The organism is Actinosynnema sp. NPDC023794, from assembly GCF_040639675.1.
In the GTDB taxonomy this organism is placed as follows: Bacteria; Actinomycetota; Actinomycetes; order Mycobacteriales; family Pseudonocardiaceae; genus Actinosynnema; species Actinosynnema luteola.
Genome location: NZ_JBFAFR010000027.1, coordinates 103,840 through 117,240, shown reverse-complemented (window position 1 = coordinate 117,240; position 13,401 = coordinate 103,840). Strand labels below are relative to the sequence as shown.

Below are 13,401 nucleotides of genomic sequence, written 5' to 3'. Positions count from 1 at the left end.
CTCGTCTGTCAACGTCACCACGGCCACCGGCCGACCCCTACGAGCCACCCGACAACTCTACAATTCATTAACGAACTTCAGGCGCAGGACACTAGGTGTATGAGGCCAGGACGTTGGTGACGCCGGTGTGGAGCGGGGTGGCTGGTGGTCGGTTCCGGCGGTCCGGTGACGATGCGGTGGATGTGGTCGATGCCGTGGGCGGCGAAGAAGGCCCGCGCGCGGTGGGTGAAGCCGATCGCGGTGACCGCCTTCTCGTCGGGCGGGGCTTCGGTGTAGGCCAGGCGGGAGAACCCGTCGACCGCGGAGTGCGGGTAGGTGTGGCTGCGCTGCCCGTTGGTCTTCCCGGTGCCGGTGTTCTTGGCGCGTTCGACCTGTTTGGCCTGCTCGCTGACTCGGCCGTGGACGCGCCACCGGCCGCCGTCGGGGATGACGCCGACCTTCTTCACATCCAGGTGGACCAATGTGGCCGGGCCAGCGGGCGACGATCCGTCGCGGTGTGCGGTTGTTCTGGCCGGTCGGGTCGAGGAGCCGGCGGCGGTTGAGCCCGAGGTGGGCCAGGTGCCGGCCGACCGTGCGCACGGACGCGGTCGGCCGCCAGTGCCAGGGCGATGCGGCGGGCCGACCACTTGCGGTCCCCGGCGCGGCCGCTCGATGCGGACCACGACCTCGACGGGGGTGGCGGTGGGCTGTCGGCGCGGAGCGCTGGGGCGGTCGGCCAGGCGGGCTTCGCCGAAGCGGCGATAGCGGTTGACCCATTTCGAGGCGCACTGCCGGGAGATGCTCATCTCCGCCGCGACGCGGGCGATGGGGCGGGTGCGGCAGCGCTGGACCAGCCGTGGCGGCCTTCGACGGACAGCGGGGCGTTGCGGTGGAGCACGGACGGGTCTTTCTGCTCGGCGGATGTGTTGGTCGCACTTCCGTCCTGCCGCCGAAAGACCCGTCCCTCGTCTCAGCCCTGACCGGCCGTCACCGACGTCTGACCCGCAACACCTGGACGGGGCCTGGACGAGTGATTCCTGACTCGGTCAGGGTGCTGTTCAAGGCGAAGACGGGCGTGGCGTGACCTGCCGGACCGCACGGGCCGTGGAAGACGGTCTACAGCCGGTTCCGGCGCTGGTCGCGCACTGTGCTTCAACCGACTCAAGCAGGTCCGCGCCATCGCGACCAGGTTCGACAAGACCGCCAACTCCTGTCGGGGCATCCTCGACCTGGCCACCGTGCTCATCTGGCTTTTGAGGACCGGCCCTGGCACCTCACCGGCAGTCCTCCTCCGGGACGTTCAGTGGAAGATCCGAACGGGTACGTCGACGGTAGGCGATCTCGGGGGAGGATTCGGTGGCACAGCGAGTTGCGTACGGCAGGGTCGTCCTGGGCGGCCTGCTCGCCGGCGGGGTGCTGGGTGTCTCGCAGGGCCTGCTGCACGACAACCCGTGGGTCGGCGTGGCCATGGGCCTGCTGTTCGGCGGGACCATGGCGGTGGTGATGCGGCGGACATTGGGTTCCACGGCGTTGCACGGCTTGGACCGCAGTCAGCGCCGCACGGTGTCCCGCGCGCTGCGCCGAGGTGAGCCGGTCGAGGACTCGCGGCTTGCCCGGCCCTTGATCGAGCAGTCCGACGTGGTGCTGGCCACGCCTTTCCCGGTGAAGTCCATGCGGGTGGTGTTCGTGCTGCTCGGACTGCTCGGACTGCTCGGACTGCTCGTGATGGTGCTCGGTGCCGGCCGTGCGGGTGTGACGGGGCTGCCCAGCGGGTTGCTGCTCCTGGTCTTGGCGTTGCTGTTGCTGTTCGTCGTCATCCCGGTGGGCCGACGGCAGCGCGAGCGGGTCCTGCGCTCGCGGGAGGCCACGCTGGAGCGTCACCGACTGCCCGAAGTGGTTCCGAGCGACGACCGGTAGACCGCGTCGTGCCCGGCGGTGGTCCGTCGGGCACGACGTCACCCGGTGGGAGAGCCCGCTAGGCGGGCGGTGTGGTCCGGTAGCTCTCGGTGTAGTAGTCACCGAGGCGCTGCCGGTAGTCGTTCGGGTCGAACGTGTCCTCGTCGTACTCCGGGGCCTGCCGCACCTGGTCCGCGGTGCGGTCCACGAAGACCTTCTTCGCGTCGTGGTCGACCTTCGCCACCGCGCCGACCGGAAGCACGACCTTCCGGTGGGAGAGCCACGTCCCGGTGTCGACCAGCAGGCAGTCGGCGGGCACGCGGGCGTTGGCCTGGTCGACCTCGCCGATCGCGCCGTCGAGCGCCTCGACCTCGTACCCGAGCAGGCCGATGTCCGGGCGGTCGTGGCGGTCGGCGGACCGGGTCGCCTCGTCGGCCTCGGGGGAGTCGGTGTCGCGCCCGTCGAGCAGTTCGCCGACGTTGCGCCAGGCCCACGGCATGAAGGGGATGGGGAGCGGGTGCATCTCGGCCTCCTTGGTCGGATGGACAACCGGGGAGTACCCGTTCGAGTGACTTCCGAGACCTTTTGTGATTTGTTCTCACGATAGCTTCAGTGTCGACCAAAATCAGCCACCGAGCGCGCGGCGGCCCGATGCGGTCGCATTCGGACAGACGCCATGGCGTCGCCACGTCCGAAGGATCCTTGATCGGCTGTACTCACTGAACGTGATGAGGGCCCCTCTCGTCTTGATGACGTTCTTCCCCTAATGGGCGGACGTCGTGACGGCCGCCGGTTCGCGCGCGTCCCCGGTGTTAGAGAGGGACTGGCCGGCTCTCGTCGGGGAGCCCGGTGACGTTGTGCGCTGGAAGGTGGTTGCGATGACGGGCGGCACGGACGATCAGGGTGACGGTCACGTCCACGGCGGCTTGTCGGCGGAGCAGGCGGCGCTGTTCCTGACCGGCGGGGCGGCAGGTCGCCAACTGCGGGAGGGCAGCCACGAGGCGGGCGGCCCGCGTCCGTCGCTGACCGCGCCCGCGAAGATCCTCGAGCTGCACGTGTGCATGGGGCTGAACGCCTGTGCGGCACATGACGCGTCCGGTGAGGCGAAGGTCCCGGGCACGGGCAGCTGCGCCACCGCGTTGCACGTCTGCCACGGCGACAACCAGTGCCGGGGGCAGGGCGGGTGCGGTTACGCGGGCAGCGAGTTCGAGCAGACCAAGCCGGGCGAGCAGTCGTGCAGCTTCAACGGCAGCTGCGCGAGTCCGGTCAACGAGTGCCGGGTGGCGTCGGCGGGGCCGTTCAAGGGCACCAGCGTGTGGAAGCTGGCGCGCACGCGGTTCGAGACCCGGATGTGGGACGCCGGCGTCACGTTCGGTCCGGCGCCCGGTCGCGGCTACCCGAACGACGTCGTGCCGGAGTACGAGTCGGATCGCGAGCAGCAGTTCGCCGAACTGGCCGCCAAGCCAGGGTCGGGCGCGGAGCGCGGCGCGCTGCCGCGCTACCTGGGCCGGGTGTGATGGCGTCGGCCGACCGGCTCGGCCTGCCGGACCTGGGGTTCGGCGTCGGCTTGCGCGCGGCTCACGCCGACCAGGTGCTCCGGGGGCCCTCCGGGGTCGACTGGTTCGAGGTCATCACCGAGAACGTCCTGGACAACGGCGGCTACGCCCGGTACGTGCTCGACCAGGTCGCCGAGCGGTTCCCGGTGGCCCTGCACGGTGTCTCGCTGTCGATCGGGAGCACCGACCCGCTCGACCTGGACTACCTGCGGCGGGTGCGGCGGCTCGCCGCCGGCGTCGGCGCCGCGTGGGTGTCGGACCACCTGTGCTGGACGGGGGTGCTGGGGTTGAACACGCACGACCTGCTGCCCTTGCCGCTCACGGAGGAGTCGCTGCGTCACGTGGTGCGCCGGGTGCGTGTCGCGCAGGACGTGTTGGAACGGCCGCTGGTGCTCGAGAACCCCAGCACGTACCTGGGTTTCACCGAGTCGACGGTGCCGGAGTGGGAGTTCCTGGCCCGCTTGGCGGAGGAGGCCGGGTGCGGGCTGCTGCTGGACGTGAACAACGTCTACGTGTCGGCGGTCAACCACGAGTTCGACCCCTACGACTACGTCCGGGCGTTGCCGGCCAACCGGATCGTGCACTTGCACGTGGCCGGGCACACCGACCGCGGCACCCACTTGATCGACACGCACGACCAGCCGGTGGCCGACCCGGTGTGGGACCTGTACGCGTTCACGACCGGTCGGCTGCCGGCGATGTCGGTGCTGCTGGAGTGGGACGACCGCATCCCGCCGTTCCGGGTCCTGGCCGCGGAGCTGGACAAGGCGCGGGAGCGGACCGTCCGTGCGTGCTGAGCGGTTGCGCGATCTCCAGGCGTGGTTGCAGGGCGCGATCGTGGACCGGGTGGGCGCCGGCGAGGTGGCGGACGTCGTGGTCGGGACGGCGCGGTTGTCGGCGGCGCGGCGGTTGGCGATCTACCAGCAGGGGTACCTGGCGAGGTTGGTCGACTGCCTGGGCGCGCACTACCCGGTCGTCCGGCACCTGCTCGGCGCCGAGGTGTTCACCGGGTTCGCCCGGGACTACCTGGCGGCTCGTCCTTCGCGCAGCTACACGTTGGAGGCGCTCGGTGCGGGGTTCGCCGACCACCTGGCCGCGACCCGTCCGGACGCGGGGTCGGGGGAGCGCGAGCCCTGGGTCGACCTGCTGCTCGACGTGGTGCGGTTCGAGCGGGCGTTCACCGAGGCGCACGCGGCGGTGGGCCCGGAGTTCCGCGATCCGCCGCCGGCCGCGCCGGAGCAGGGTGCGCCGGGGTGGGCGGGGACCGTGGTGTCCACTGTGGAGTGCCTGCGGCTGGTGCGCGCGGGTTTCCCGGTGCACGCGTTCGTCGTCGCGGTGCGCGCTCGGCGGGATCCGCCGCTGCCGGCGCCGGGTGAGGTGCGGTTGGCGTTGGCGCGCCGGGATTTCGTGGTCACCGTGACGGAGCTGGACGGGCCGCGCCACCGGCTGTTGGCGGAGTTGCGGGCGGGCACGCCCCTTGGTCGGGCGGGCGAGGACGCCGGGTTGGCCCCGGACGAGGTCGACGCGTGCGTGCGCGCCTGGACGGCCGAACGACTGATCGTCGGATTCAACGGAAGGAAGCCGCACTGATGACGACCACCCACCCCGAGTTCCCCGCTGCGTACGCGAAACCCCGGGCGAACCGCCCGATCGACACCGTCGAGTCGTTGTTCTCGCACCTCTACGACGCGGCTCGGTTGGAGATGTCGACGATTCCGCTGTACTTGTACGCCGCGTACTCGATCGAGGCGCAGAACGTGTCGCAGTGGTCGGCGGGGCCGGGCGCGTTCCGGTTGATCAAGAGCATCGTGATCGAGGAGATGTTGCACCTGTCGTTGGTGCGCAACCTGATCGTCGCGATCGGGTACGGCGACCACATCAGGTTCTGCCACAAGGCGTTCGTCCCGGTCTTCCCCGCGCCGATGTTGCACCGGGTGCCGGAGCTCGAGCTGAAGCTCGCGCCGTTGACGACGGAGCTGGTGCGGGACGTGTTCATGCCGCTGGAGCTGCCGGAGAAGAAGGGCGCGCCGCCGGAGTCGGGCGAGTACCAGACGATCGGGCAGTTCTACAAGGCGATCCACGACGGGTTCCGGCGGCTGTGCGGTGTCGGTCCGGGGCCGTCGTCCCGGCCGGACCCGGCCAAGGAGAAGGCGTTGTTCGGGCACAACCGGTTGGACCTGCAGTACACCAACACCTACTGGAACGAGGGTGGCGGTGGCGCGCCGGTCGTCGTGCACGACCTGCACTCGGCGCTCACCGCGATCAACGTGATCGTGGAGCAGGGCGAGGGCATGGATCCGGACCAGCAGGAGGTGCCGCTCGACCCGGCCGATCCGCTGCCGGACCTGAAGGCGGGCTTGTTCGAGTTCCCGCACTACGTGAAGTTCAAGCGCATCGCGGACGGTTGGGAGCCGATCGGCGAGGTCTACGAGGTGCCGGAGAACCCTCGGGTGTCCGAGTACCCGGAGGGGCCCGTGCGTGATCTCGGGCAGTTGGCGTGTGCCGCGTACACCTATGTGCTCGCGATGCTGGACGAGATCTACAACACCTCGGGCAAGGACGTCAAGCCGGGTGCGACCAGTCCGCGGTACGGGCTGGAGCGCACGTTCATCGCGGCGATGCAGGGACTGCTGTTCGGGGTGATCAAGGAGTTGGTCCGCACGCCGATCACCGAGGGGCCGTACCGCGGGGCGCACGCCGCGCCGACGTTCGAGTACTACGAGTTCCCCGAGGACCGGTCGTCGACGGAGCACTTGAAGGAGTTGTGCGAGCGGGTGGTGCCGCACTACCCGGCGCTCGGCGGGGACAACGGCGTGCTGTGGCTGATCAGCGAGCAGATGCCCGGGAACCTCGGGCACCGTCGCTAGCAGTGCCCGGCCGCGGCGGTGCTTCCCGCCGCGGCCGGGTGGTTGGGCCGGTTCACCTCCGGTTCGGCGGGGTCGTCGGTCGGGGTGTCACGTCTTCACCCTGGTGAGGACGTTGGACGTCGGGTGGGGGAAGGTGTAGTGGTTGTCGCCGATCAGGAGGTCGAGCACGATCTCCTGGTGGTAGGCGAGGATGTCGTAGTTGGTCCCGCCGTCGAGTGACATGAGCCAGTAGTCCGCGGCGTAGCCGGTGATGGCCGCCCTCCGCGTTTCGAACGGGATGTTCATCACCGCGCCGCCGTTGCCGGTGTCGACCTGGCAGTGGAGGTGGTTGGTGACGGGGTGGCCGGCTCCCATGAGGTCGAGGATCGCGCTCTGGAGGGGGAGGTTGATCTGCTCGGTCAGGTCGGGTCGCGGGTTCTGGTAGTTGTCCGGGGCGGTGAGGGTGTTCCGGTAGGGCGAGGTGTCGAGGCCTTCGGGCGTCGGCAGGGGAGGGTTGGCGTTGGGGATCAGCGGCGCGAGGAAGCCGTCCGTGCAGTGGCCCAGGGCCAGGACCGAGACGCCGTGCGGCACCGAGATCTGCTTGCAGATCGTCTGCGTCGGTGGTTGTGGTTCGGGGTCGCCGGGCTCGTGGGCCGGGTTGTCGGTCGGGTAGGGGTAGGGGCCGATCTGCTGCTTCTCGGTCTGCAGGTGGAGCCACGCCCCGTTCTCCTCGTGGACGGTGGTGTCGATGCCGGGGCCTTCGGCGAAGCGGATCTGCTGGTCGTAGAACAGCACGTACGGTGACTGCTGGTAGGCGCCGCCCCGGTTCGGCGCCTCGACCGGGCCGGCGACGTCGTCCATGCCCTTGAACACGATCGTCTCGTAGTACGTGAAGTTCTTGAGGATGTACCCCAGGTCCGCCCCGTTCTGCGGTGACTGCTGTGGCAGGGGCATGACGTTGTAGGAGTACGGGGTGGTCTTGTCGCCCTTGTTGGTGCCGGGCAGGTTCTGATTCGTCCACGTGCCGACCAGCAGTTGCTGGAAGTGCGACAGTTCCGCGAGTTGTGCCTTGCGTGGCATCGGGCGCTCCAGTGCTCTCCTCGACCCCCTGAGGGCATCGTGTGGGGTGCTGTCACGCGGTTCAAGGCGGCACGGGAGACGTCACCCGTCGCGGTATTTCCCTCACACGATCGGGAGTTGGGCGCGGGGCGTGGTGCGACCGTGGTGGCTAGTGCCGCGTCACGAAGGTTTGGGGTGGTGATCGTGTCGGGCTGACCGCTGCTGGTGGAGGTGTTGCTGGTGGCTCGTCAGCCTGAGGCGTTCGCGCGGCCATTGGAGCCGGAGCAGGCGCAGCGGTTGGTCGAGGTCGCGCGGTCGACCAGGGACCGGTTCGGCCGGAACGTGCTCCAGGAGCCGGTTCCGCTTGCCGGTCAGCACGTTGGTGCCGGCGTCGACGCGGACGCGCAGCGCCCCGCTCGGCCGGCTGTCGATCACTCGCTGTGACGGCTTGTTCGACACGGTCACCGGTGGGTGCGTCGTGGCGTCCGGGGACACGCTGTGGACAGTTGTAGGACAAATCCGATGTTCTTCATCCAGTTCGTGCCTGGCGAGGGCAGACTTTGCTCTCGGTCCGCGAAGGGGCGGGACGTTGAGGCGACAGGAGGGGCTGACATGGGTGTGCGGAATTGGTTGAGCGCAGCGGCCGTCACGGTCATGGTCACGTCAGGATTGGCCGTCATGGCTCCGCCGGCCTCGGCGGCCACCCGCCTCGGCGGCATCGACCTGGGCGCCTACTGCCAGAGAACAGTCAATCCGGGGGACGCCAGCATCGCCTACTTGGTTGAGAACCACGCGAGGGGATGGCGGTGCGTGGACTCGATGTGGGTGGGCCCGCCCTTTGGCTGGGCGACCTACCGCGTGCGAGACATGGATCTCAACCACGCCTGTAGTTTGCAGTACGGCGGAGGGGCGTATGCAGTACTCGAGCAGAACCACGCGCAAGGCTGGGCGTGCTATCGATAGCACGCGCGTACACATCGACTGGCTGAGGCTGACCGACTCGACCGCCTTCTCAAAGCCCGGGTGCGGCGCGGCCCGGACCGTGGAGAGGACACGCGCCGCTGGCCGGCGCTTGCGCCGGCCCTTGATCGCATAGAGCCAGATTCGGCAGTGCCGGGGACTGGCTGGGCGAGTCCGGTCATGGCCTGGACAACATCCGCCCACGTTTCGTGCAGCGGTGGCCAGGCGTCCTTTGGCTCCAACGTGTGGTCTGGCAGCCTGCCGGTCGCCACGGCTAGTGCCGCATCACGCAACGTTGGGTAGGTGATCGGGTCTGCGGATGGTGGAACTCGCACTCGATCGAGATCAGGTAGAGCCGCCCGGTCGGGGAGCGGTGGCGGAGTTGTTCGCAGAAGCCGAGAAACTCCCGCCACCGTTTCCGATCATGGAAGCGGTAGAACAGCTGTCCGGTGGCCAGGTCGAGCGCGGCGAACCTCTGACGGACTCCGGCGGTGCGGGTGTAGGTCGCCCGCTGCCGGGTGGGATGCCCGCGACGGAACCAGCCCCGACCGGGTCGCGGTCGCAGGTTCAGCGGGCCGAACTCATCCACGCAGAGCACCCGCCCGTCGGCCGTTGGACTGTCGTCAAGAGCCAGGACGCGGGCCATCTTCACGGCAAAGTCCGGATCCCGACTCCGCTTCCAGGTCTTGGTGGCCCGCCGGCTGACACCAGCCTCGCGCAGCACCCGGCGCCACCGTCTCGGTCGAGATCAGCAGCCGGCGGTGCTCGGCCAGGTAGGCCACCAACTCGGCCAGGCTCCACGTGGTGAACGGCTGACCCAGGGGCGACGGATCGCTGCGCGCGGTCTGGCAGATCAGGCCTCGGGCGGACGGCGTGAACTTGCGGGGCCGACCGCCGCTCCATCTTGGGTCCAGCGCCGCGAACCCGGTGTCGTTGAACGCGTGGATCACCTCCCGCACATACCCCGGCGACGCGGCGAACAACTGCGCGATCCCGGTGACGCCGCGGCCCTGCGCCGAAGCCGGCACGATCCCCGCCCGACGCAACCGAACCCGGTCCCTGGTCGACCGCGCGACCTCGACCAACGCTGCGCCTGCTCCGGCTCCAACGGCCGCGCGGACACCTCAGGCTGGCGAGCCACCAGCAACACTAGGTGGTCCAGCGCCAGACGGACGGCGGTCGTCCGCCCTTGGGCAGGGCGGCGGCGTGCTGCGTGGTGCGTTGCAGGCCCGGTACGCGTTCCATGGTGCGGCCGAGGTTGGCGGGGTAGGGCCGGTCGCCGGTCAGGGATTCGGTGACGTCGAGGGCGTGGGCGGTGGTGAACTCGCGGCCGAGGAGGCCGGCGGTGAAGGCGGTGTCCCGCCAGAGGTGGTCGGCGAGGAGGGGGCGGCAGTCGCGGACGATGCGGTCGTGGTCGAACGCGAGCGGCGGCACGTCGGCGAGCGGTGTCCAGGTCGGGCCGTCGCCGGTGAGCTCGGCGGGGTCGATGGTGGCCCACAGGGCGATGGACAGGGTGGGGCCGCGCGGGTCGCGGGACGGTTCGTCGAACGTGGTCAGCTGGCCGGAGGCGGAGATCGCGTTGCCGGGCACGCCGAGCTTGCCGGTGACCGCGCGCCGTGCCGCGTCACGCAGCCGTTCGCCCTTGCCCAGCAGGACGCCGGGCAGGGCGAGGACGCCCGCGAACGGTTCGAGGGCGCGGGGCGCGATGCCGAGGAGCACGGCGCGCGCGGACGGGTCGAAGCGCAGCGCCAGCACGTCCACCGACACCAGGGTCGACTCGATCATGGGCCCGATTCTCCCGCATTCAGCGAAGCGCCGGCTCGCGCACGGTGTAGTCCGCCCGGTCGGGTCCGGCGCCGGTGACGAGGACCGGCACGTCGAGGTGGTCGGCCAGCCACGCGGCGGGGTCGGGCATGGCGGTGAGGGTGGGCGTGCGGTGGTTGAGGAACGCGGTCAGGTCGGTGGTGGGCAGGGGTGCGTCGTAGGCGGTGGCGACTTGGAGGTCGCGTGCGTCCAGGTGCGTGACGGCCAGCGCGTCCACGCCGCCGCACGCGTCCACCGCGTACCGGAGCAGCACGGCGTCGAGGTGTCCGGCGCGCCACGACCCCTGGTACTCACCGGTGTCGTTGTGGCGTTCCGGGAACCGCGCGAGCACGTGGTCGTCCTCGGTGGGGAACGGTCCGGCGCCGTGCCGGGTCTGGTAGGTCCGGGTCACGCCGAGGACGGTGGCGCGGCGGTGCCCCAGGAGGCTGCGCGCGTTGTCCGGTGTGACGGTGGACCAGGTGGTGTGCGGGTGGAACCCCCGCCACTGGTCGAGCAGCACGCCCTGGGCGCCTTCGAACACCAGGCGTCCGCGATCGGCCAGACGGCCCACTTCGTCGCCGGTCGTGACGCGGACCGCGTCCGCGAAGTCCCGGTACAGCGACACGAGGTCGTCCACCGGCGGTCCGGCGCCGATCAGCGGTTCGTAGCAGCGGGCCAGGGCGTCGAGCTTGGCCCGCAGCACGGCCGGGTGGGCGCAGTCGCCGACGGTCGGCGGCGGCCCGGGGTCACCGGGCACTTCCTGGCCCTCGACGGTGTCGCCTCGTGCCGCGCCGCGGGCGGTGAGCAGGCCGTACCAGGCGGTCTCGCCGATGCCCTTGCCGCACGAGCCGTGCCGGGCGTGCCCGCGCGCGTCCTCGCGGGCACGGTTGGCGGCGACGTGGACGGGTGTGGTGAGGAGGGCGTCGGCGTCGATCGACAGCAGTCGCAGCGGGTCGGCGACGCCGAGTTCCGCCAGTGCGCGCGCTTCGCCGGCGAGGGCGATCGGTTCGACCAGGACGTGCCGGGAGAGGTGGGTCGGCACGCCCGCGAGCGTGCCGGACCCGAACTGGCTGAACGTGTGGTGCCGGTCGCCGACGACGACGTTGTGCGCGGCCTGCGCGCCGCCGTTGAACCGGACCACCGACGTCACCGGAGCGTCGTGGCACAGGGCGTCGACGACGGCGCCCTTGCCCTCGTCGCCGAACCCGAGGCCGACGACGATGACGTGCCCGTCCCTCACGTGCCGGTCCATCACGTGAGGGTCACGTCGTCGGGGCCGTCCAGCAGCGGTGGCGTGGCCGTGGTCGCGACGGTCTTCCCGCCGACGTGGACGAGCGCCTTGCCGACGGCCTCGCTCTCCGCGGCCGAGCCGACCTCGGCCAGGTCCACCATCGCCTGGTCGAGGTCGACCACGCGTTCCTCCATGCCGATCGTGGCGGCGATCAGCTCGCACACCGCGCCGGGGTCGTCGAGCTTGAGGAAGCGCTGGCCGAGGAGGTCGCGCCAGTGGTCGGCGATGTCCTGGTCGTGGTAGTACGACGACTGGTTGGGCAGCACGAAGTACACGTGCCACTTGCGGCTGAGCTCCCGGTACACCGAGGCGGGGTCGATGTCCTGCTTGACGTCGTCGCCGATGATCCGGCGGATGTGGCGTGCTTCCAGGCGCGGCTTGTTGAGCTCGTCGCCGATGAGGAACAGGTAGCCCTTGCGGCCCCGCTTCTGCCACGCGTCGGTGACCACGTGCCGCGACACGAAGTAGGCGGCGAGTTCGTAGGACTCGCTCTTCTGCCCGCCGCCGTTGCCCTCCAGGAAGATCGTGCGCAGCTGCTCGTCCATCCGGTTGTCGGACTCGAACTGGCCGACCTGCAGCGGCACGCGGTCGCTGTCGGCGTCGCCGATGCCGCCGAACATCAGCTGCGGGTCGGCGAGGTAGCCCTTGCGCTGCAGGAGGCCGTGCACCTTGCCGAGCTTGCGCTGCATGATCTGCGGCACCCGGCCCATCGAGCCGGTGACGTCGAACAGCACCGCGATCGGGGTCGAGTCGGCGTGGTCGGGCGAGTCGCGGCACTCGCGCGCGACCACGTCCTTGGGGTCGAGCGACGGGTCGGCCTTCCACTCCTTCGAGGGGCGCGACCGCATGGTGGCGGTGTAGCCGAAGTCGTCGATGCCCTTGGCGGCGCGGAAGGTCCTGGCCGCCGCGTAGGCGTTGTCGTCCCACTTGCCGTGTCCCATGTCAGGCTCCTGTCCCGGGTAGTGCGAACGGGCGGAAGGTCCGTTCGCCGTAGAGGTCTTCGAGCAGGTCGTCGTACTCGGTGAGCAGGTCGACGGCGTCCGGTCGTCGGGCCGGGTCGTCCTGCGCGCAGCCGCGGGCGAACCTGCGTTGTGCGGTTTCGTCGTCCGCCAGGAGGTCCAGCATCAGCGCGTGCGCCATGTGGACGTCGGTGGCGGGGGTGGCCGGTCGTCCGTCGTGGACTTCCGGCGGGTAGGCGATGGTCTTGTCGGTGGCCAGGCGTCGTTCGCCCGCGCCGACCGCGAAGGTCCAGCCGGCCAGCACGACGCCGTGCTGCCGGGGGTGCACCAGCACGTTCTCGGCGACGATCGCGCCGTGCACGAGGCCGATCCGGTGCGCGCCGGCGATGGCCCGCAGCAGCCTGCGGTGCATCCAGGCGTAGTCGCGGCCGTCCAAGCCCCCCGGGAACGCCCGCCGCACGTCGGCGAGGGTCGCGAACCCGTCCACCAGCGGTGCGAGCACGGTGAACGCGCGCGAGCCGCGGGTCACGTCGCCGGAGGTGTCGACCAGGTGCGGGTAGTAGGGCCGCAGCCAGTGGTGCCGGTCGGTGAAGCGGGCGAGTCGGCGCAGCGCGTCCCACTCGGCGTGCAGGAGGGGGTTGAGCGCGGGGTTGCGCACGATCTTGACCACGTGGGCGCTACCGGTGCGGTAGACGTTGGCGACGCTGCCGACCGCGTGCCGTCCGGCGAGCCGGTAGGTGGCGCGGTCGGTGCGCAGTTCGACCGCCGTGCCGTGCCGCCATTCGTGGTGCAGACGGGTGAGCTCGGCCGACGCCGCGTGGGCCCTGGTGTCGTCCGCGCCGACCCGGTCGGGGTGCAGCACGGCGGCGAGCGCGTGGTAGAGCCGCTGGGCCTCCTTGCGGCGGGCGGGGTCCGGGTCGACCGGGCCGAACAGGTCGGCCGCCGAGCCCGCCCGTTCGACTCGTTCGAGCGCTTCGTCCCTGGTGAACATAGTTTGAGTCTAGACGACTCAAACCGTGCGGCGGGATGGAATACCGGTGTGTCGCCCGTCA

14 protein-coding genes and 2 pseudogenes are annotated in these 13,401 nt (G+C 70.5%); 7 read left to right on the top strand and 9 right to left on the bottom strand.

Going from position 1 to position 13,401, the window contains the following annotated elements:
• Positions 1 to 164 precede the first annotated feature (164 nt).
• A pseudogene (locus AB0H12_RS35455) lies at positions 165 to 877 on the bottom strand (helix-turn-helix domain-containing protein); the annotation flags it as partial.
• A 175-nt stretch (positions 878 to 1,052) separates the two neighbouring features.
• Between AB0H12_RS35455 and AB0H12_RS35450 the strand changes: the two are divergent.
• Positions 1,053 to 1,120, top strand: a pseudogene (locus AB0H12_RS35450) (transposase); the annotation flags it as partial.
• Positions 1,121 to 1,335: 215 nt separating this feature from the next.
• Complete coding sequence (locus tag AB0H12_RS35445) at positions 1,336 to 1,896, top strand: hypothetical protein (protein ID WP_499628772.1); 561 nt, start codon at positions 1,336 to 1,338, stop codon at positions 1,894 to 1,896.
• Positions 1,897 to 1,954: 58 nt separating this feature from the next.
• Here AB0H12_RS35445 and AB0H12_RS35440 read toward each other — a convergent pair whose 3' ends face one another.
• Positions 1,955 to 2,398, bottom strand: a complete 444-nt coding sequence (locus AB0H12_RS35440) for a PRC-barrel domain containing protein (protein ID WP_499628771.1) — start codon at positions 2,396 to 2,398, stop codon at positions 1,955 to 1,957.
• 355 nt (positions 2,399 to 2,753) lie between these two features.
• Between AB0H12_RS35440 and AB0H12_RS35435 the strand changes: the two genes are divergently transcribed.
• Genes AB0H12_RS35435 through AB0H12_RS35420 form a run of 4 tightly spaced genes read left to right on the top strand, consistent with a single transcriptional unit; the run spans position 2,754 to position 6,298 of the window.
• A complete protein-coding gene (locus AB0H12_RS35435; protein ID WP_499628770.1) occupies positions 2,754 to 3,392 on the top strand; it encodes a hypothetical protein in 639 nt (212 codons plus the stop codon).
• On the top strand, positions 3,392 to 4,228 hold the full coding sequence (gene bufB / locus AB0H12_RS35430; protein WP_499628769.1) for an MNIO family bufferin maturase: 837 nt from the start codon (positions 3,392 to 3,394) through the stop codon (positions 4,226 to 4,228). The genes AB0H12_RS35435 and bufB overlap by 1 nt, the downstream gene beginning before the upstream one ends.
• Positions 4,218 to 5,021, top strand: coding sequence for an HvfC/BufC family peptide modification chaperone (locus AB0H12_RS35425; protein ID WP_499628768.1), 804 nt, complete (start codon positions 4,218 to 4,220; stop codon positions 5,019 to 5,021). Before bufB ends, AB0H12_RS35425 begins: the two co-directional genes overlap by 11 nt.
• Positions 5,021 to 6,298 carry a ferritin-like domain-containing protein gene (locus AB0H12_RS35420; RefSeq protein WP_499628767.1) on the top strand — a complete coding sequence of 426 codons (1,278 nt, stop codon included), beginning with the start codon at positions 5,021 to 5,023 and terminating at the stop codon, positions 6,296 to 6,298. The genes AB0H12_RS35425 and AB0H12_RS35420 overlap by 1 nt, the downstream gene beginning before the upstream one ends.
• An 87-nt stretch (positions 6,299 to 6,385) precedes the next feature.
• Here AB0H12_RS35420 and AB0H12_RS35415 read toward each other — a convergent pair whose 3' ends face one another.
• Complete coding sequence (locus AB0H12_RS35415; RefSeq protein WP_499628766.1) at positions 6,386 to 7,357, bottom strand: heme-binding protein; 972 nt, start codon at positions 7,355 to 7,357, stop codon at positions 6,386 to 6,388.
• Between the two features lie 204 nt (positions 7,358 to 7,561).
• On the opposite strand from AB0H12_RS35415, the gene AB0H12_RS35410 reads away from it, so the two are divergent.
• Entirely contained in the window at positions 7,562 to 7,780 is a 219-nt protein-coding gene (locus tag AB0H12_RS35410; protein ID WP_499628765.1) for a hypothetical protein, read from the top strand.
• A gap of 790 nt (positions 7,781 to 8,570) precedes the next feature.
• Here AB0H12_RS35410 and AB0H12_RS35405 read toward each other — a convergent pair.
• From AB0H12_RS35405 to AB0H12_RS35380, 6 genes are all read right to left on the bottom strand, one after another.
• Positions 8,571 to 8,948, bottom strand: coding sequence for a hypothetical protein (locus tag AB0H12_RS35405; protein ID WP_499628764.1), 378 nt, complete (start codon positions 8,946 to 8,948; stop codon positions 8,571 to 8,573).
• Positions 8,920 to 9,381, bottom strand: coding sequence for a helix-turn-helix domain-containing protein (locus AB0H12_RS35400; RefSeq protein WP_499628763.1), 462 nt, complete (start codon positions 9,379 to 9,381; stop codon positions 8,920 to 8,922). Before AB0H12_RS35400 ends, AB0H12_RS35405 begins: the two co-directional genes overlap by 29 nt.
• A gap of 64 nt (positions 9,382 to 9,445) precedes the next feature.
• A complete protein-coding gene (locus AB0H12_RS35395; protein WP_499628762.1) occupies positions 9,446 to 10,081 on the bottom strand; it encodes an NUDIX hydrolase in 636 nt (211 codons plus the stop codon).
• 19 nt (positions 10,082 to 10,100) lie between these two features.
• Entirely contained in the window at positions 10,101 to 11,351 is a 1,251-nt protein-coding gene (locus AB0H12_RS35390) for an adenylosuccinate synthetase (protein WP_499628761.1), read from the bottom strand.
• The gene (locus AB0H12_RS35385) at positions 11,351 to 12,331 is read right to left on the bottom strand and encodes a hypothetical protein (protein ID WP_499628760.1); all 981 of its coding nucleotides are present in this window, start codon (positions 12,329 to 12,331) and stop codon (positions 11,351 to 11,353) included. Before AB0H12_RS35385 ends, AB0H12_RS35390 begins: the two co-directional genes overlap by 1 nt.
• 1 nt (position 12,332) lies before the next feature.
• A complete protein-coding gene (locus AB0H12_RS35380) occupies positions 12,333 to 13,340 on the bottom strand; it encodes a protein kinase family protein (protein WP_499628759.1) in 1,008 nt (335 codons plus the stop codon).
• Positions 13,341 to 13,401: the final 61 nt, after the last annotated feature.

Coding starts and splice junctions, on each gene's coding strand:
- AB0H12_RS35440 (WP_499628771.1), bottom strand. CDS start 2,398: ATGCACCCGCTCCCCATCCCCTTCATGCCGTGGGCCTGGCGCAACGTC.
- AB0H12_RS35435 (WP_499628770.1), top strand. CDS start 2,754: ATGACGGGCGGCACGGACGATCAGGGTGACGGTCACGTCCACGGCGGC.
- bufB (WP_499628769.1), top strand. CDS start 3,392: ATGGCGTCGGCCGACCGGCTCGGCCTGCCGGACCTGGGGTTCGGCGTC.
- AB0H12_RS35420 (WP_499628767.1), top strand. CDS start 5,021: ATGACGACCACCCACCCCGAGTTCCCCGCTGCGTACGCGAAACCCCGG.
- AB0H12_RS35415 (WP_499628766.1), bottom strand. CDS start 7,357: ATGCCACGCAAGGCACAACTCGCGGAACTGTCGCACTTCCAGCAACTG.
- AB0H12_RS35395 (WP_499628762.1), bottom strand. CDS start 10,081: ATGATCGAGTCGACCCTGGTGTCGGTGGACGTGCTGGCGCTGCGCTTC.
- AB0H12_RS35390 (WP_499628761.1), bottom strand. CDS start 11,351: ATGGACCGGCACGTGAGGGACGGGCACGTCATCGTCGTCGGCCTCGGG.
- AB0H12_RS35385 (WP_499628760.1), bottom strand. CDS start 12,331: ATGGGACACGGCAAGTGGGACGACAACGCCTACGCGGCGGCCAGGACC.
- AB0H12_RS35380 (WP_499628759.1), bottom strand. CDS start 13,340: ATGTTCACCAGGGACGAAGCGCTCGAACGAGTCGAACGGGCGGGCTCG.